12 protein-coding genes and 3 pseudogenes are annotated in these 18,389 nt (G+C 70.6%); 3 read left to right on the top strand and 12 right to left on the bottom strand.

Going from position 1 to position 18,389, the window contains the following annotated elements; genetic code table 11:
• Positions 1 to 292: 292 nt before the first annotated feature.
• Complete coding sequence (locus tag V8690_RS22250) at positions 293 to 1,528, bottom strand: molybdopterin-dependent oxidoreductase (protein WP_338781426.1); 1,236 nt, start codon at positions 1,526 to 1,528, stop codon at positions 293 to 295.
• Positions 1,529 to 1,642: 114 nt separating this feature from the next.
• Here V8690_RS22250 and V8690_RS22245 point away from each other — a divergent pair, with 114 nt between their 5' ends.
• The 3 genes and pseudogenes from V8690_RS22245 (at position 1,643) to V8690_RS22235 (ending at position 5,686) form a co-directional block, all read left to right on the top strand.
• Complete coding sequence (locus tag V8690_RS22245; RefSeq protein WP_338781424.1) at positions 1,643 to 2,983, top strand: hypothetical protein; 1,341 nt, start codon at positions 1,643 to 1,645, stop codon at positions 2,981 to 2,983.
• 397 nt (positions 2,984 to 3,380) lie between these two features.
• Positions 3,381 to 3,627: pseudogene (locus V8690_RS22240) on the top strand (helix-turn-helix domain-containing protein); the annotation flags it as partial.
• A gap of 120 nt (positions 3,628 to 3,747) precedes the next feature.
• Positions 3,748 to 5,686 (top strand): annotated as a pseudogene (locus tag V8690_RS22235) (protein-arginine deiminase domain-containing protein).
• Between the two features lie 59 nt (positions 5,687 to 5,745).
• Here the strand turns inward: V8690_RS22235 and V8690_RS22230 are convergent.
• From V8690_RS22230 to V8690_RS22180, 11 genes and pseudogenes are all read right to left on the bottom strand, one after another.
• Entirely contained in the window at positions 5,746 to 6,948 is a 1,203-nt protein-coding gene (locus V8690_RS22230) for an acyl-CoA dehydrogenase family protein (protein WP_338781423.1), read from the bottom strand.
• 1 nt (position 6,949) lies between these two features.
• Complete coding sequence (locus V8690_RS22225) at positions 6,950 to 7,900, bottom strand: 3-hydroxyacyl-CoA dehydrogenase NAD-binding domain-containing protein (RefSeq protein ID WP_338785423.1); 951 nt, start codon at positions 7,898 to 7,900, stop codon at positions 6,950 to 6,952.
• Positions 7,901 to 7,926: 26 nt separating this feature from the next.
• Positions 7,927 to 8,673, bottom strand: coding sequence for an acetoacetate decarboxylase (locus V8690_RS22220; RefSeq protein WP_338781422.1), 747 nt, complete (start codon positions 8,671 to 8,673; stop codon positions 7,927 to 7,929).
• 6 nt (positions 8,674 to 8,679) lie between these two features.
• Positions 8,680 to 9,456: a crotonase/enoyl-CoA hydratase family protein gene (locus V8690_RS22215; protein ID WP_338781420.1), complete on the bottom strand. Its 777-nt coding sequence runs from the start codon at positions 9,454 to 9,456 to the stop codon at positions 8,680 to 8,682.
• 68 nt (positions 9,457 to 9,524) lie between these two features.
• A complete protein-coding gene (locus V8690_RS22210; RefSeq protein WP_338781418.1) occupies positions 9,525 to 10,694 on the bottom strand; it encodes a CoA transferase in 1,170 nt (389 codons plus the stop codon).
• Positions 10,695 to 10,859: 165 nt separating this feature from the next.
• Positions 10,860 to 11,771, bottom strand: coding sequence for a LysR family transcriptional regulator (locus tag V8690_RS22205; protein WP_338781417.1), 912 nt, complete (start codon positions 11,769 to 11,771; stop codon positions 10,860 to 10,862).
• Positions 11,772 to 11,781: 10 nt separating this feature from the next.
• A pseudogene (locus V8690_RS22200) lies at positions 11,782 to 12,231 on the bottom strand (GNAT family N-acetyltransferase); the annotation flags it as partial.
• A 181-nt stretch (positions 12,232 to 12,412) separates the two neighbouring features.
• Positions 12,413 to 12,922, bottom strand: coding sequence for an inclusion body family protein (locus V8690_RS22195; protein WP_338781416.1), 510 nt, complete (start codon positions 12,920 to 12,922; stop codon positions 12,413 to 12,415).
• Positions 12,923 to 12,947: 25 nt separating this feature from the next.
• The gene (locus tag V8690_RS22190) at positions 12,948 to 14,792 is read right to left on the bottom strand and encodes a thiamine pyrophosphate-binding protein (protein ID WP_338781415.1); all 1,845 of its coding nucleotides are present in this window, start codon (positions 14,790 to 14,792) and stop codon (positions 12,948 to 12,950) included.
• Positions 14,789 to 16,840, bottom strand: a complete 2,052-nt coding sequence (locus V8690_RS22185) for an FAD-dependent oxidoreductase (protein ID WP_338781413.1) — start codon at positions 16,838 to 16,840, stop codon at positions 14,789 to 14,791. Before V8690_RS22185 ends, V8690_RS22190 begins: the two co-directional genes overlap by 4 nt.
• Before the next feature lie 223 nt (positions 16,841 to 17,063).
• Complete coding sequence (locus tag V8690_RS22180) at positions 17,064 to 18,320, bottom strand: MFS transporter (RefSeq protein ID WP_338781412.1); 1,257 nt, start codon at positions 18,318 to 18,320, stop codon at positions 17,064 to 17,066.
• Positions 18,321 to 18,389 lie beyond the last annotated feature (69 nt).

The raw sequence follows: 18,389 nt of genomic DNA, 5'->3' as shown, positions 1-18,389 counted from the left end.
CTGATCAGCGGGAACCACACGAGGAGCAGCAGCCCGGAGAGGGCCGCCGGTACGCGCACGTACGGCACCCACTCCCGGCGCGCGCCGAGCCCTCGTACGACCGCCCGGTCCAGGGCCACGTACAACGGCAGCAGCACCAGGTCGTGCAGCAGCGCCGCGCCCACGAACCACAGCGCCACGCCGAACCAGTCACCGGCGAGCAGCCGCACGCCCGCGTAGGCGGCGAGCGCGAACGAGCAGGCGAGCAGGAGGAGGGGGAAGGGGCTTCCGACGGGGATCCGCGGCCGGCGCATCACAGGTCTCCGAACGTCATCCGGGCCACCCACTTGGTGTTCAGCACACCGGGTGCCGCGGGCACGATGATCCGTGCCGGGTAGCCGTGGTCGGGGGACAGTTCCTCGCCGTTGACGTAGAGGGCGAGCAGGGATCGCGGGTCGGCCACCTGGTTGGCGCGCAGGGCGGCGCTACGGAAGGCGCCGCGCCGCTGGAGGGACTCGACGAACACGTCCGGCGGGTTGTCGGCGTCGTAGCCGGCGAGCGCCGCGAGGTCACGCAGCCGCACCCCGCGCCACCACTGGTCCGACGTCGACCAGCCCTCCACGCAGGCGATGGGCAACGCCGAGCTGTGCAAGGGGAGTTCGGCGAGCCGGGCCCGGCTGAGGCGGACGGTGCCCGCGGGCCCCGTCACGACGAGCCGCCAGGCGTCCTGGCCCGTCTCGGCCGTGTCGATCCCGGCGTAGGCGGCGGTCTTGTTGATCTGGAAGCCGTTCGGGCCGCTGCCGGGGTCGCCGCCGCCGTGCGGTGCGAGGAGGGCGGTGCGCCGCAGGGGTCCGTCGAAGTTCTGCCCCGCCGTCGTCGCGAACAGCAGCAGCGAGCCGCCCCCGACGAACCACAGCGCGCCCCGGCGGGAGACGGTCGGCTCGGCGGGGCGCGGCGACACGAGGTCGTTCCTCTCCTCCCGCAGGTGCCGCAGGTTGCGCAGCGCCGTGGGCATCTTCAGCAGCACGTGGGCGACGAAGGCGGCGAAGAACACCCACGCTCCGTAGAAGTGCAGCGGGTAGAAGGAACCGGGGAAGACGTAGTCGAGCTGGACGTTGAGCACACCGGTCACGAACTCGAACAGCGCACCGCCCACCAGGAGCAGCAGCGAGATCCGCTCCAGCGCGTGCGCGAGCGAGCGGGCCGGCGGCAGCGCGAACAGCCTCGGGATCACGGACCACAGCTTGGCGAGCAGGACGGGGATCAGGGTGATGCCCAAGGTGACGTGGACGCCCTGATTGAGCCGGTACAGCCAGTGCGGGTGCGTCGGCCAGGCGAAGAGGTAGAAGCCGAGGATGCCCTTGTCCGGGGTCTTGTCGTTCACCGGCGACAGGTCCGGGTTGTAGGCGGCGTAGGACACCAGGCCCGTCACGAACAGCACGGTGATGCCGGCGAGCAGGACGAGGCCCAGCACGGAGGTGAGCCAGGGGCCACGCAGGGGGCTGCGCCAGAAGCCGGGCGAGGAGGGAAGCCGTGGGTCGTCTCGCATGGCCCGACCGTAGGCCCGGAACACCCCGGGAAAGGGTGCGCAACCCATGACGAAACGCTGACGTCCGGCCCGGACGGCGGCCCGCGCCCGCCCTGTCGGCCTAGCGTTCCGGCTGTGACCCGCTCCCTCCGTCGTGACCTGTACGCCGTCGGGGCCGCTGCCCTGTTGGTGACGGCCGCCGTCCTGGTCGGCCGCCACATCCAGGACACCAGCCGCACGCTGTTCGTCAGCTGGCCCCCGCTGCTGGCGTCCTGGGGCCCCCACCTGGGCCCCGGCACTCCGGCGGCCGTCCTGCTGGCGGTCGCCACCGTGGCGTACGGCCCCGCCCTCGCGGCCCGGCTCCCCTGGCGGACGCTGCTCCCCCTGACCTGGGGCACGGCCACGGCGTGGATCTGCTCCCTGGCCCTGATCGACGGCTGGGACCGGGGCATCGCGCGCCGTCTCACCACCCGCTACGAGTACCTCCAGGTCATCGACCGCTTCGACGACATCCCGGCAGCGCTGAGGGACTTCACCCACCACATCCTCCTCGACTCGCCGGACAACTGGCCCGCCCACATCGCCGGCCACCCGCCCGCCGCCACACTCACCTTCGTCCTGCTCGACCGGATCGGGCTGCGGGGCGGCGGCTGGGCGGGCATGTGGTGCATCACCGTCGGGGCGACGGCCTGCGTCGCCGTGCTGGTCACGATCCGCGTCATGGCCGACGAGGCCCTCGCGCGCAGGGCGGCCCCCTTCCTCGTCCTGGCCCCGGCCGCCGTGTGGATGGGCACCTCGGCCGACGCGTACTTCGCCGGGGTGGCGGCGTGGGCGGTGGCACTGCTGGCACTGGCGGTCACGAGACGCTCGCTGGGGTGGGCGGGGGCGTCCGGCCTCCTCTTCGGCCTGACCTGCTACCTCTCCTACGGCCTCACCCTCATCGCGCTGATCGCGGCGGCGGTACTGGTGCTCGGCCGGCACGGCATCCGGGAACGCCCCGCCCTGCTGGTGCCACTGCTCACCGGACTGGCCGTGGTCCCGACCGCGTTCACACTCGCCGGGTTCGACTGGTGGGAGGCGTACCACCTGCTGGTCACGCGCTACCACCAGGGCGCGGGCGGCATCCGCCCCTACGGCTACTGGGTGTGGGCCAACCCGGCCTGCACCGTGCTCATCACGGGCCTGGCGACGGCGGCGGGCCTGCGCCGGACGGGCGCGGCGCTGCTCTCCCGCCGCGCCGATACGCCCCACCGGCCTGCCGAGCCCCGCCTCGCACTCCTCGTCTCCGCCGCCCTCCTCGCCCTGCTGGTCGCCGACCTGTCCGGCATGAGCAAGGCGGAGACGGAGCGCATCTGGCTGCCTTTCGCGGTGTGGCTCCTCCCGGCCTGCGCGTTTCTTCCCCACCCGCGTGCGTGGCTCACCGGGCAGGTGGTGCTGGCGTTGCTGCTCAACCACTTGCTGCTGACGGGGTGGTGACGCGGACTTCCCATGGCGAAGATCCTCAAGCTGAAGGCGTGAGGAGAAGATCAGCGAACCGGGTGCCACGCTCGGCGGCCTTGCCTCGGTGGTACTCGGGATCGACGGAATCAAGAGGAACTGCCGATAGGGGGAGTGCCGGAACGTTGTGACGAGCACCAAGGCACGTACAACCGCACTGATCACGCCCATCGAGCAGGGAGCCCAGGACGAGGCAAAGGCGTTGGCAGGTGAAGGACGTACCGCCAAAGCCATCCGTCGATTGCGCGAGCATTCGGGCCTCGGACTGGGCACGGCCCCCGTGGCATTGGACCTGCTCACGCAGGGACACACATTGCCCACCACGTACAGCCAAGCGCTGGATGCCCTACGGCAACTCGATGCCCCGCGCTGCCGCTCGCGCCATCCAGGCCGCCACTTCAGGGCGGGGACCGGCACCACGCCGCTGCAATGGCTGCTGACCCAACGGGTCCGCCGCGCCCCAGGAGTTGCTGGAAAGCACCGACGACATGGTCGACGCCATCGCCGCGGCCACCGGCATGGGCACCGCCACGACGCCGCGCCGGCACTTCAACCGCACGGTCGGCGTGCCTCCGGCCACCTACCGCCGGACCTTCCGGTCGACGCCCGGACTCATGGAGTGACTCTCGCCTCACAGTGAACGCACAGCCGCTGTTGCTCCTCTTGCACGGCGAAACCCCCTCAACGGAGAGGAACGTGCTGTGCGTTCACGTACGCGTATACGTAGACGTAGACCTTCGCGCCTGTACCCGGCCGGGTCGGTCGTCCTGGCTCTCACCGCCGCGGGATCCGTGCTGGCGGGGCCTGGCCTTCGCCTTCGCCGCCGAGACGGGTGGCCGTGCCGATCTGCGGGCGGATGTGAACCGCGACGGCCGGGTCGATGTCACGGGCGGCAGCGACAAGGTCGGCGAGGACAGCTGGTCCGTCGGGCGCGGAGCTGTGTATCTGCCCAACATCGATGACGACGCCAAGCGGTGCCCGGTGACCGGGCCGGGCGGCAAGCCGCTGTCCGACGCCAAGCTGGCCGCGTGCAACGACGGCTCCGACACGAAGGTCAACGGCAGTGCGGACGCCGCCGACCTCGCCCGGGTCCGTTCCGTCCCCATGCCGGGTCTGGGCAAGGGCGCTCAGGGCAGTTTGGAGGTCACCGCGGGAGGCAAGCACGCTCGTCTCTTCGTCAAGCGTTCCGGCAAGTGGGCCCCGGTGACGTCCAAGACCCGGCTGAGCGCCGCCGAGTTGCGTTCCGGTGTCGAGTTCGGTGTCGAGGGCACCGATGTCGTCCGGGACAGCGCGAAGTGGGACGGCCGTGCGGTGGTCCGGCTGACGGTGACGGCCGGGCAGAAGTCCACCTCCGACGCCGTGACCCTGCGTGTCGCGCCACTGCTGACCCACCATCACCTTCAGAACACCCAGCAGGTGATGGTGACCGAGGTCCAGGGCGAGGGCCCGTACAGCCGTCTTCAGCGGAAGTTCGTCGCCGAACTCGCGAAGGAGGTCAGGAACGCCGGGGTCACCACGCCGCTGGTCACCTTCAAGAAGTACGCCGACCCCTGGGCACAGGACTTCGTCGAACCGGCCTACGTCAGCATGACCGGGCCGGGCGGTCAGCGGCAGACGATGCGCGTGATGCTGCGTTCCGCCCAGCCGGACCGGGACGCGGGCCGGGAGCTGTTCGAGAAGGTGCGCGGCCGTGACATCGGTGTCGTGCAGGTGACCGACCGGGCCGAGCCCGACGACTGGTCGCTCAACTCCATGGGGAACCTGGAGACCATCCCGCCCTACGCGCACGGCGGGCGCTCGTTCCCGGCCGGGCGGATCATCATGGGTGAGCGCAAGGACAGCGGGGCGCGTCCGTCGAAGGTGATGCGGACGCTGCTGAAGTCGCAGGGACTCCAGGATCCGCTGCTGCTGGACACCTCCTGGCTGGGCGTGGGGCACGTCGACGAGTTCGTGCAGTTCCTGCCCGCCGACACCCCGCGCGGCTGGCGCATCGGCGTCGCCGACCCGAAGGCGGGGCTGCAACTGCTGCGCGACGCCAAGCGCGACGGCCACGGCAAGACGAAGATGTTCTCCGTCCCGGGCCGCAGTGACAGTCCGGCGCCCAGGGAGACCATCGACCAGGCGCTCGCCTCCCGGCACCTGGTGTCCGACAACGAGATGGCGGCGCGGCGCATCGCGGCCAACCTGGAGATTCTGAAGCGGGAGACGGGGGTCACCGGCAGGGAGATCGTGCGGGTGCCCGCCCTGTACACCCGTGACTCGGAGGCTCTGACCGCCGAGGGCCAGGAGATTCCCGTGCCGCGTCTGACGCGCATGGGCGCCGGATCCGGCCTCGTGGACAGCCTCGGGGACCACGGCCAGCAGAAGTGGCTCGCCGGGAACCCGGCCGGCTCGCGTGCGGCGGCTGCGGCGACGGTGATGACCAGCGCGTACGTTCCCGGAGCGGTCAACGGCGTGCTCCTGGGGCGCGACCGCTACCTCGCCCCGCGCCAGTGGGGGCCCGTCATCGGCGGCAAGGACATCTTCACCCAGGCCGTCACCGCCGCTTACCGGCGGGTCGGCGTGAAGGTGTCGTACATCGACGACTGGTACACGTACCACCTCGGCATGGGCGAGGTGCACTGTGGCACCAACACCCTGCGCGACGCGACCGCCGCGTGGTGGCAGCGCCCGGCGGGATGAGCCGTAACGGGAAGTAGGACCGGCCGGTTCATCCGGACCGGTCCTGTCCCGGCGGGGGTTCATACGAAGGCGCTCTGGCCCGTGATCGACTTGCCGACGATCAGGGTGTTCATCTCGCGGGTGCCCTCGAAGGAGTAGATCGCCTCGGCGTCGGCGAAGAACCGGGCGATGTCGTGGTCCAGGAGGATTCCGTTGCCGCCGAAGATCTCCCGGCTCCAGGCCACGACCTCCCGCATCCGCGCGGTGACGAACGCCTTGGCCAGGGCCGAGTGTTCGTCGCGGAAGACGCCGGCGTCCTGCAACCGGGCGAGCTGCGCCAGCATGCCCCAGGAGGCGGTGATGTTGCCGAGGCTCTTGACCAGCAGGTCCTGGACGAGCTGGAAGCCGCCGATCGGGCGGCCGAACTGCCGGCGCTCGCGGGCGTAGTCGAGGGCCAGTTCGTAGGCGCCGACCATGACGCCCAGCGCCTGCCAGGCCACACCGCCGCGCGTGGCGCGCAGGATCTCGGCGACGTCGCGGAAGGAGTTGATGTTCTGGAGGCGGTTGGCCTCCGGTACCCGGACGTCGGTGAGGGTGATCTCGGCGTTCTCCACGATCCGGAAGGCGATCTTGCCCTCGATCTTCACCGGTTCGAAGCCGGGCGTGCCCTTCTCGACGACGAAGCCCTTGACGTGGTTGTCGTCGACGTCCCGCGCCCACACCACGACGTAGTCGGCGAAGGTCGCGTTGCCGATCCACTTCTTGGCGCCGTTCAGGACCCAGCTGTCGCCCTCGCGCCTGGCCGTGGTCCGCATGCCGCCCGCGACGTCGGAGCCGCCGAGCGGCTCGGTCATGGCGAACGCGCCGATCTTGTCCATCGCGGCCATCTCCGGGAGCCAGCGGTCGCGCTGCTCCTGGTCTCCGCCGGAGTGGACGGAGTACATCGCGAGGCCGTTGTGGACACCGAAGAAGGTGGCCACCGAGGCGTCGGTGCGGCTCAGTTCCATCGCCAGCAATCCGCTGAGCAGGTTGCTGACGGCGGGCCGGTGCTCACCGTAGCCCTCGTAGGGCAGGCCGGCGAGGCCGCTGTCGCGGAAGACCCCGACGAGTTCCCGGGGGAACTCGCCCTTGGACCAGTTGGCGTTGACCAGCGGCTTGATCTCGTCGCGCATGAGCGCGCGGGCCTTGAGGAGGATCTTGCGCTCCTCGTCAGGCAGCAGTGTCTCGTAGGCGTAGAAGTCCGCGGTGAGCTGGTCTTCCAGCGGCTGCGTGGTGGTGGTCATCTCAGTTCTCCTCCTTGCCCGTGCTGTCCAGGGCGGACAGGACAGCGAGTTGCCTGCGGTCGCGCGTCTCGGTGAGTTGTGAGTACGTGGAGGAGCCGTAGGCCTTCTCCACGGCTGCGACGAGCCGTTCCTGCTGGTCGTGGTTCTGTGACGGGGTGCCGAGGTTCGCCCACATCCGCTGCATCGAGGGGCCGATGTGCTCGGCCATGTGCCGGTAGCCGCCCGGCCCGCCGCCCAGGTGCGAGCCGAGGAACGGCCCCACCGTGGCCCAGCGCAGACCCAGGGAGTTGGTCATCACCGTGTCGAGTTCCTCGGGCGTCACCACGCCCTGCTCGACGAGGTACACGGCCTCGCGGCTGAGGGCGTTCTGGAGCCGGTTGCCGACGAAGCCGGGGATCTCCTTGCGCTCGACGACCGGGGTGCGGCCGACCGAGGTGTAGAAGTCGACCGCGGCCCGCACGGCGTCCTGGCCGGTGCGCCGGCCGGGCACGACCTCGACGAGCGGGACCAGGTGCGGCGGGTTGAAGGGGTGGCCGATCAGGACGCGGGCGGCGTCGTCGTCCGCCAGCTCCTTGGTGAACTCGGTCGACGGGATGGCCGACGACGAGCTGAGGAGCAGTGCGTAGCCTGGTGCTTCCCGGGCCAGGGTGGCGAACAGGTCCTGCTTGAACTCGACGTGCTCGGGGCCGTTCTCCTGGACGACGTCCGCGTCCCGGACCGCCTCGGTGACGTCCGCGGCGATGTGCACCCGGCCGGCGAGGCCCGTCACGTCCAGGCCGCGGGCGGCCAGGTGCGGGGCGGACCGCGCCAGGGCCTCGTCCACGGCCTCGGCGAGGTCCGCGCGCGGGTCGCTCACCCGGACCGTCAGGCCGTGCGCGGCGAACAGCGCCGTCCAGGACAGTCCGATGGTCCCGGCGCCGATCACCGCGGCCGTACGGAAGGTGCGGGTCACGGCGCGGCCTTCTTCAGGTGCGCAGGTCATGACGCGGCTCCCTTCAGGTAGTCGTGGACCGGCTCGACGCCGGACAGCGTCAGGTCGGTGAGGATGTGGCTGGCGGAGACGATCTCCAGCACCGGCAGGTCCGCCAGCGGGGCGAGCACGTGCTGGAACAGCTGGAGCCGGGCCGGACCGGTCCATGCCTCCTTGACGGTGACGTCGGTGATGCGCGTGCGGACGAGTTCCTGGACGCGGGGCGAACCGTCGTAGCCGGGAACGGTCTTGAGCATGAAGGTCGGCACGGTGATCTGTGCCCGGGCCTCCCGCCGGTCCAGCTCGTGGTGCTTGTAGCCCATGGTCGCGGTGGCGACCCGCAGGCTGCCGTGGTCGAGGGTGCCGACGAGCGCGCCGGAGTCGACGGTGAGCGACGGGGAGCCGAGCACCTTCGGGTAGGCGGAGACCTCGCGGCCGGAGGCGGTCGCCGGGAAGTTGTCGAGGTACATGGCGTGCAGGTACTCGCCGTGCTCGCCCTCGAAGCCGACGGGGATCGCCTGTCCGGCCTCCGTGTAGGGGCCGTATCCGCTGACGTCGCCCATCTTCATGACCTCGAACCGGACCAGGGGTTCACCGATCCGCAGCGGTTCGGGGACGACGGCCCGCAGCGCGTCGGGGTCGGTGCGGTAGACGACGTTGAGGTATTCGCGGTCGGTGAACCGCGGGACCGTCGGCGCGTACGCCGGGCTGGTGAGCGGGGTGGTGAGGTGCTGTCGTACGTCCTCGGCCTGCATGGCGCCTCACCGCCCCGTCCACCGCGCGGGGCGGCGCTCGGCGAAGGCGGTCATGCCCTCGCGTACGTCCGCCGAGGCCATCAGCGTCTTCATCTCCCCGCGCTGGAAGGCGAAGGCGTCGGCGTCGGGCGCGCCGTCGGCGGCGCGGACGACGCGCTTGACGGCCGCCAGCGCGAGCGGGGCGTTCTCCGCGAGCCGTCCGGCCAGTTGGAGTGCCTCGGTGACGGCCCGGCCGGTGGCGGTGACCCGGCTCGCCAGGCCGAGTTCGCCGGCGCGGCGGCCGTCGACGGGCTCGCCGGTCAGCAGGAGTTCCATGGCCAGGTGGTGCGGGATGCGCTTGGGCAGCCGGATCACGCCGCCGCCCGCCGCGATCAGCCCGCGCTTGACCTCGGGCAGGCCGAACCGGGCGTCCTCGGCCGCGACGATCAGGTCGCAGGCCAGGGCGAGTTCGAAGCCGCCGCCCATGGCATAGCCCTCCACGGCGGCGATCAGGGGCTTGGCCGGCTCGGCCTCGGTCAGGCCGCCGAAGCCGCGGCCTTCGACCTCGGGGGACTCGCCGCGCAGCGCGGCCTTGAGGTCCATGCCGGCGCTGAACGTGCCGCCCTCGCCGGTCAGGACGCCGGTCCGTAGCTCGGGGTCGGCCTCCAGTTCGTCCAGTGCGGCGGTCAGGCCGGTGGCGACCGCGGCGTTCACGGCGTTGCGGGCCTCGGGGCGGTCGAGGGTGATCAGCAGGGCGGAGCCGATCCGTTCGGTGCGTACGACGGGGGGCGTGGGGGTGCTCATGGCTGTCCTCCTGTGACATCAGACGGTCAGACGGTCAGCGGGCGGCAGTGTCGAGTTCGGCGTGATGGTCAGCGGGCGGCGGCGCCGAGCTCGGCGAGGACGTCCTCGGTGTCCTGGCCCGCGACCGGTGCCAGACGGCGGATCGAGCCGGGCGTGGCGGAGAAGCGCAGCGGGATGCCGATGTTGCGGACGGTGCCCTCGCTCGGGTGCTCGACCGTGTCGAGGAGGTGGCCGTCGCGGACGTACGGGTCCTCGTGGGCGCGGTCCAGTTCCAGCACCGGGGCCATCGGGATGCTGTGCTTCGCGCACACCTCCGCCCACTCCTCGGTGGTCAGCGCCGGGGCGCACACGCCGATCAGCGCGGCCAGGTCCTCGTGGTCGGCGCTGTCGATGGCGTCGCCGTTCACGCGCGGGTCCTCGGCGAGGTCCGGGCGTCCGGCGGCGGTGAAGAAGTCCCGGTAGTTGCGCGGGTTGTACGGGATGACGCAGGCCAGGCCGTCCTTGGTGCGCACGGCCTTGTGGCCCTTCAGCATCGACAGCGGGAAGCCGGTGGAGCCCGTCTCGGGCACGTGGGTGTGTCCCGCCAGGTGCTCGACCAGGTTGAACGCGAGCAGGGTGTCCGTCATCGGGATCTCGACGAGCTGGCCCTGCCCGGTCCTGTTCCGGTGCAGCAGGGCGGCGAGGACGCTGTAGGCGATGGTCAGGGAGGAGACCTTGTCGCCGATGATGGTCGGCAGGTAGACGGGCTCGCCCAGCGCGCGGTCGGCGATGTCGACCAGGCCGGAGGCGGCCTGCACGGTCTCGTCGTAGGCGGCGTTGCCGGCCCGGTCCGAGTCGCTGCGGAAGCCCTGGGCGTGGGCGTAGACGAGGCCCGGGTTGCGGGCGGCGATGTCGTCGTAGGACAGGCCGAGGCGGTGCAGTGCGCCCGGCCGCATGTTGGTGATCAGTATGTCCGCGGTGTCGATCAGCCGCAGCGCCCGCTCCCGGTCCGTCTCGTCCTTGAGGTCGAGGGACACGCTGCGCTTGTTGCGGTTGACGTTGAGGTTCAGCGGGGTCATGCCCGGCGTGGTGCGGTAGTGGCCCACGCGGACGGTGTCGGCGGGCGACTCGATCTTGATCACGTCGGCGCCCAGGTCGCCGAGGATCTGTGCCGCGTAGGGGCCCATCACCACGGTCGAGAGGTCGATCACGCGGACGCCCTCCAGGGGGCCGGCGACGGTGTCCGTGATGTCGGTCATCGCTTTTCCTTCCAATCCTCGCTTCGCCATGTACGTGCATCTGGAAACTAAATTAGCAAGAAGGGAACGGGGAGCGGAAACGAACGGAGTGACCAATTAACGAAAGGCGGTATGACCACAGTGGTCATACCGCCTTGGCGAATACTTTTCGAATGCTTGATTATGTCAGGTGCGGAGCGGCTCGGCGAAGATCTCGCGGGCGGCGGCTACGACTTCCTCCAGGTCACCGCCGTGCGCGCGGTCCTTACGCCAGAGCAGTCCGGTCTCCAGCCGGGGATGGAAATCCGAGAAGGGAAGGACGGCCACATTATCGAGACGGTAATTCTGTACGGGGCTTCGCGGATCCAGCATGGAAATGGAGAACGCCAGGCCGCTGGACACTATCTCGGAAACCCCGTCGAAAGTCGCGCTGCCGATTTCGATCCGTTTCTTGATGCCGAACTCGGCAAGCTGCTGGTCGAGGCCGCGGAAATACGCGTTGGTCACGGCCGTGGGCGAGCCCGCGTAGGCGAGCCCGGACAGCTCCGCCAGGGCGACCGACTCCCGCCCCGGGAACCGGTCCCTGGGCACGACCGCGCCGAGCCGCTCCGACATCACCGGAAGCTGTTCCAGGGCCGGGTCGGCGCCGACCGGGAGCCGGGCCAGGGTCAGCGCCATTCTGCCGTCGCACACCGCGTCGACCAGACGCTCGGTGCCGCCCGGCCAGCGTTTGATCTCGAACCGGTCTCCGACCCGCTCGGCGAGGGCGTCCATCCGTATCCGCAGGTCCGGATGGATGCCGCTGGGGACGCCGAGCAGCAGCGTGGTCCGCCGCGACCGGGTCGTCTCGTCCAGCCGCCACTGGATGGAGTCGACCTGCTCCAGGACACCGCGGGCGATCGGCAGCAGCGCGTTGCCGGCCGGGGTGAGCCGCACATGATGGGTGTCGCGGTCGAACAGCCGGTGTCCGAGTTCGTTCTCGAGATCCTTGATTCGCCGGCTCAACGGGGAGGCCGCCATGTGCAGTTTGCGGGCCGCGGTGGAGAAGTTCAGTTCTTGGGCGACGGCGACGAAATAGCGCAGGTGCAGGAGCTCCACGCGGTTCACCCTAACCGCTGCGGCCGGCGGTCCTCGGGGCTGCGGGGCCGGAGAGTTCCTTCTCCAGCAGTGTGAAGGACTTGGGCGCCCCGCCCGGCTGCGGTTTGCCCTCCTTGTGGCCAACGACGCGGTAACCGGCGTGCCGGTAGAAGGCGTTGAGCTGTGCGTTGCCCGCCAGGCAGTCCGGGCGGACCCGGGTCCGTCCGGCCTCAGCCACCCGGCGTTCCGCGGCCTCCAGCAGCAGCCGCCCGGTGCCGGGCGCGGTGGTGCTCCGGTCCACCATGAGCCGGTGCACGTACCCGGCCACAGGCGGCTGCTGCCCCCAGGCGGCCTCGTCCTCCCACCACAGCTCCCAGGCTCCGGCGACCCGCCCGCCGGCCTCCGCGAGCCAGACCTCGCCGTGTGCGATGACCTGGCGGAAGTGGTCTTCGTCCAGTTCCCCCGGCCGCCATTGCCCGGTTCGTCGTGATCTTCCACGCCGTCGAGCACGTGATCGGCCGGCTCCACCAGTCCCTCACAACAACCCGGGGGCTGCCCCACTTCCACGCGAATGCGGTGCGGAGCAGGACGTGCTGAGCGGGCCGCAGGGTCCCGTCCGCTCGCGCGGGCGGCGGTCGGCGTGACCGCCGCCCACGCGTGGGTCAGGAGTCCTCGATGGTGATGAAGGGGTCCCACTGGAAGTACCCCTTCAACTGGCGGTGGCGGTCCAGGATCTGGAAGTAGAAGTGGTAGACGACCTTGCCGGGCTGTTTGACGGTCGTGCGCCAGTAGTGGTCCTGGTACCGCTGGGTCTCGAACTCCGGCCTGCCCTCGGTGCCCTCCTTCGGCAGCGGGTAGATGCCGCTGACCACCTCGATCTCCGGCGTCCTGATGAGCCGGTGCTGGCTGTCGCTGCTCACGTACCGGTAGAGCAGTGCCTTGTACTCGCTGCCGAGCGACAGGGTCGTCTCCCGCCACTTGATGCTGTCCCCGGGTTCGGCGCGCAGGTTCAGCTCGGCGCCCGACGTGCCGACGATGTGGTCGTGGCGGGTGGTCATGTAGATCAGGCGCGGGTCGACCTGCGTGGGCGCGTCGGGGTTGCGTGACGCGTTGGGGTTCTGTTCGACGATCGTGGCCGCGTCGAACGAGATCAGTACGTTGAGTTCAGCCATGTCTTGCCCCCTTCGGGTACGGGACTCACCTGGTGTGGGAGGGCTTCGGCACCTTGTATGCCATCGCCCGCGGGTAGTCGTGGCGGTGCAGTCGGACGCGGACCAGGAGCGGTCCGGCGTTGAGCGGGTCGGCCGGGTCGGTGAGGCGGTCCAGGAGGTCGTCGAGTTCCGCGGTGTGCGCGACGGTGACGCCGTGCGCCGGGGTGTGCTTGCCGGCGAAGACGTCCGCGAGGCGGTCGTAGTGCCAGGGGTGGAGGACGTTGTAGAAGTCCGGGTCGGCGGCGTCCTCGTCCGCGTAGTACCGCGGATGCACCAGCATCTGCTCGACGCCGTAGAAGTGGCCGTTGTCCATGACGAACACCACCGACCGCAGCCCGTGCCTGGTGTGCGTGGAGAGTTCCTGGCAGGTCTCCTGGAAGGCGCCGTCACCGACGAACACCATCGGGCGGGCGTCGCCGCGCTCTGGGGCGAACGCGGCGCCGGTGGCCGCGCCGACCGACCAGCCGATGGACAGCCAGCTGACCTGCGAGAGGAACCCGCCCGCCGGCAGGGACAGGTTCATCGAGCCGATGAGGGAGAACGCGGCGTCGGAGACGACCGTCCAGTCCTCCCGCGTCTCGTCGTTCAGGAAGTGGTTGAGCCGGTCGAACACGCCGTCGTAGGTGAGGCGTGGGCCGGCGCCGTGCGGGGCTGCCGAACCGGTGGCGCGGAGCGAGGCGCGGTGGTGTTCGAGGGCCGCGGGGCGGTCGCCGAGCGGTCCGTGGTGGGCGTAGGACTCCGCGTAGTAGTCGGCGGCCAGGCCCCCCGAGCCGTACGCCTTCACCAGCGCGTCCTGGAGGGCGGGCAGCAACTGTGTGAGCTGGACGTCGGGGAAGTAGGAGGTGCCGACGCTGACGCCGCCGTGCGCGGCCATCACCCAGTCGCCGCCGACGCACTGCTCCCCGCCGAGGTTCTTCGACGTGGACCAGGCGCCGAGCCCGATGCGGCAGGTGGCCCAGTCCTTGAACACGGCGTGCACGTCCGGGTGGCTGGCGCCGCCGTTGTAGACGCCGTGGAACTGCGGCAGGTCCTCGTCGACGACGGCCTTGGCGCCGACGGTGGTGCAGAACGGCACGCCCGTCGCCTCCACCAGGTCGGTGAGCTGCCCGCCGAGGCGGAACCGGTCGATCTCCTCGCCGGCCCAGATGATCGGGCGAGGCCTGCCGTCCGTGCCGGGGTGCTCCTCGACCAGGGTGAGGACCGCCTGCACGGCCTTGTCCAGCATGGGCTGGTTGCGCGCGCTGAACGGCCGCTCCCGGGGGACGATCGGTGCCTCCGGCTCGGGACAGGGCTCGTCCCAGAGGTCCTCCATGACCTCCAGATAGACCGGCCGGCGCTCGGACAGGCACGCGGTGAGCGCGGCGTCGATCTGGCCGGGGGCGAGACCCGGGTTGGAGATGACCTGCGCGTCCACGGTGACCTGCCGGTAGACGTCCAGGTTGCTCTCCGGGCGGGGGCTCATGTGCGAGGTGAGCAGGCCGACCGCCCGGTAGTTCTGCCACTGCTCGTAGGGCGGGGAGGCGTTGAGGGCGACGAGCGGGACCTGTTCGACGTAGGCGCCACCGCAGGCGTTGAGCAGGTTGAACGCGCCGACGCTGTAGGTGACGGCTGCCGCGCCGATGCCGTGGATACGGGCGTAGGCGTCGGCGGCCTGGCCCGCGCCGCCTTCGGTGGGGGTGCCGACCCACTCGATGTCGCCCTCGGCCCGCAGGGTGGTCAGGAACGGGCCGAGGTGGTTGCCGGGGACGCCGAAGAGGTGGGTGATGCCCAGTTCGGCCAGGCGCCGGGCGAGGTAGCGGGCGACCGTGCACCCGTGGTCGATCGCGGTCACGAGCGGCCCCCTTCCCGGTCCGCGCCCGGGGTGGTGACCGGCGGGGCCTGGTGGACGGCGAGGGCGGCACGCACGGCGCTCTCCAGGGCGCCCTCGATCCAGGCGTGCTTGAGGGAGGTGTGCTCTCCGGCGAAGTGCACGGGGCCTTCGGGCCGGGAGACGTCCAGGTGGAAGCTGGTCATCTGGTGCGCGGTGTAGATGGCGGCCTCGCCGAAGGCGTACGGGTCGCGGGCCCAGCTCTTGGTGGCGCCGCGTCCGGTGAAGAACACCTCGATGCGGGGGCCGTGCAGCGCCTGGAGGTTGCGCAGGGCGTAGACGTAGCGTTCCGCGTCGCGCATGGAGTCCCAGCGGGCGGCGTCGTCGGACCAGCAGTACGAGGCGAGCACGACGCCGCCGGTGCTGCCCTCGACCCGGTGCGAGGGGTAGTACATGAACCGGTTGGGGTTGTCGGTGGCCGAGCCGCCTCCGAAGCAGTGGGTGGCGGGACGGAGCGCGGGACCGCGCAGCGGCATGGTGCTGTTGAGTTGCCGCATCTCCTCGGTGACGCTGCTGTCCTTGACCGCGGCACCGAGCAGGCCGCTGCCCGCCGGGGCAGCCCCCGCCTCGGCGAGCGAGAGGGCCTCGCCGGTGCCCTGCTCGCCGCCCAGCTGGTAGTACTCGTACAGGCCGGGTGCGATGCGGTCGAGTTCGTCGCGCCACTCGTCCTCGGTGAACTCCCACCACCGGTGGCTGAACTCCAGCAGCACCTTGGTGGCCTGGTCGTAGTGGGTCTCGATGATCGCGCGGCGCTTCTTGTACGACATCGACGGGACGATCTCCACGAAGCGCAGGGCGGAGAACGGGATGGTGACGATCGCCAGGTCGGCCGTCCACAGGCGCGGCGGGGCCTGTGGATCGTTCTCGGCGACGGTCTGCACGGCCACGCCCCACCCGTCGGGTCCGACCGCGCCGGTGCCCTCGGGGTCGGTGTCGCGGCTGGGGTCGTGGAACTCCAGGCGGATCATGCGGTGGCCGAGCCGCACCTCGTCGCGCAGGCCCTGGTGGAGGGCGTGCGGCAGGCGCCAACTGCCGCCGGGTATCTCCCAGTAGCGGACGCCCGGGTTGATGTCGCTGCGGCTCAGAAAGCTGTGGAAGAACGAGAGATGCAGCCGCGAGGACATGTTCTCCAGCGTGCCGACGGCCTCGATCGCCTCGTCGCTGAGTCCGGCGTGATCGCGCAGGAAGCCGCCCATCGAGTAGCCGTCGAAGTCGCGGATCACCCGCGCCCAGCCCTCGACCCACTCCTCGATGGGCTTGTTGACGCGCTTGCCGTCGACGACGTCGGAGTAGTAGTCGCGCACGCTCTCCAGCGCGTCGTCGACCATCTTCACGACGGGGGCGCGAACCTCGTCGCCGGTGAGGTGGAAGCCCTCGTTGATCCGCTCGGGGCCCGCTGCGTAGTCGGCCCGCCGCACCTGGGTGCGGTTGGCACGGATCCAGGAGTTGCCCCGCTTGTCGGGTTCGCGGAAGTCGGGGCTGTCGTCGCCGTAGCTCCAGGTCCGGCCGGTGAACGAGGTGTACGTCACCGGGGGCACGGGGACGTCGGGGCCGCTGCCGGTGCCGGGGGCCACGTCCACGTTGTAGAACTGGCGGCGGCCGAGCCCGAGTTTGTCCACCAGGGCGAGGACGAGCGGGTGGAAGTCGGGCAGCCGCATGGCCCCGGCCTCGGCGTACTGGGCCGGGTCGTCGAAGGGCTGTTGGTGTTTGGTGGCACGGAAGGTCTTGATGCGTCCGCCGACCCGGCTGGCGTTCGCTTCCAGGATGGTGACGTCGTGTCCGGCGTCCTTGAGCAGCCAGGCGACGAGACCCGTGATGCCGGCGCCGATGACGAGGATCTTCTTGCGCGGGTGATGGGTGGGGCCGAGGCGGCCCGTGTCTATCAGGGTGTGCAGATAGCCGAGTTTGAGGTCGGCGCCGTCCGGCCCGACGAGGAGGAGTTCGCGGGCGAGCCTGAGGCAGGTCTGCCAGCGGGCACGCGTGGCCGAGTCGTCCCGAGGTAAGTCGGTCATAGCTGCCGATCGTAGATATGCCGAAACGATTTCGTGGTTTCACTCGCACATAAAGTCCGGAAATCAGCGATCGCGTCACCTGACGGAATTTCGACTTGCTCGAATTCCTTTGCGAAATACGGGAGATTCGTCAGAGGCGGAAGGTGAAGAGGGCGCGCGAAATACCATCACCAATTCACTTGCGGAATACGGAAATCCTCGGATCCCCCGCGCCGCCGGACGATCACGCGGGTTCGGGAACCCGGCGGTGGCCCCCGAGGACGACGAGTGCGCCGACGACGGCCAGGGTCGTCAGGACGCTGCCGAAGACGGTCGCCCCGGTGGGCAGTCCCACCGCGTCCATGAGGTAGCCCGTGGACACCGGCAGGAGGCCGGCCGGGAGGTAACCGCCCACGTTCAGAGCAGCATTGGCCTCGGCGAGCCGCTGCGGCGGGACAGCGGAGTTGAGCAGCGAGAGGCCGCCGAGCTGGCCCATGCCCTGTCCGGCCCCGGCGAGCAGGGCGGAGGCGACGAGCAGGAGGACCGACGAGGCGTGCACGGCGGTGATCAGCGCGGCCATGCTGAGGACGGTGCTGATCGCACCGGCGGTCAGGATGGTGATCCGGCGCAGTGTCCGCACGGCGAACTGGACGCCTGTGGCGGCGAGGAACATGACGAACGCCATGGCCCCGGAGACGATCCGACTGGTGGTGCCCAGCAGTTCGGCCAGCAGCGTGGGGCCGAGCGACAGCACGAAGGACGTGGCGGTGATGCCGGGTGCGAACACCGCGACGCCCAGGGCGAGATGAACGCCGTTGCCGTGCGGCACGCCAGGCACGCGCACCCAAGCGCCCTTCCCGGACGGGGCGGGACGGCGTACGGGCATGCGCAGCACGGCGAGGACGGCCGTGGCGAGCAGGACCGCCTCGACGACGAAGACGGTCACGGTGGGCGCCGGAAGCATCTCGGACAGCACGCCGGCGAGCAGCGGACCGAGGCCGGCCCCGAAGACCATCGCGCAGGAGGCGAGCAGCGCGGCCAGCCGCCTGCGCTCCGGGCCCGCCACGTCCGTCACGGCGGCCATGCCCGCGGAGACGACGGCGCCGACGGCGATCCCGGTGAACAGCCGGGCGACGACCAGAGCGGTGACCGTAGCGGCCGTCGCGAAGATCGCGCAGGCGGCCAGGGCGAGGGCGAGCGCGGGCAGCAGCACGGGCTTGCGCCCCAGCCGGTCGGAGACGACACCCGAGACGAGCAGCGAGCCGAGCAGGCCGACGATGTAGAGCGCGAAGACGACGGTAAGGGTGCCCTTGGAGAACCCGATGTCGCGCTGCCACAACACGTACAGCGGCGTCGCGGCGTTGGACAGCACGAAGACGGCGGTGACCGGCCACGCAGCCAGCCACACCCACCAGGTGGGCGTGCGGGCCGACGGTGCGGGGTCCGCGGGACGTTGGCGTCCGTCCACCGTCTCTGCGGGCACGGTCCGGCTCTCCGACATGGGTGCTCCCTCCAGCGGGCTCAGTACGAGTTTTTTCGAACTTAGCATGCCGTACGATAAATCTCGTAC

The sequence above is a fragment of the Streptomyces sp. DG1A-41 genome (assembly GCF_037055355.1).
In the GTDB taxonomy this organism is placed as follows: domain Bacteria; phylum Actinomycetota; class Actinomycetes; order Streptomycetales; family Streptomycetaceae; genus Streptomyces.
The sequence above is the reverse complement of the archived record's forward strand: the minus strand, read 5'-3'. Positions and strand labels throughout refer to the sequence as shown.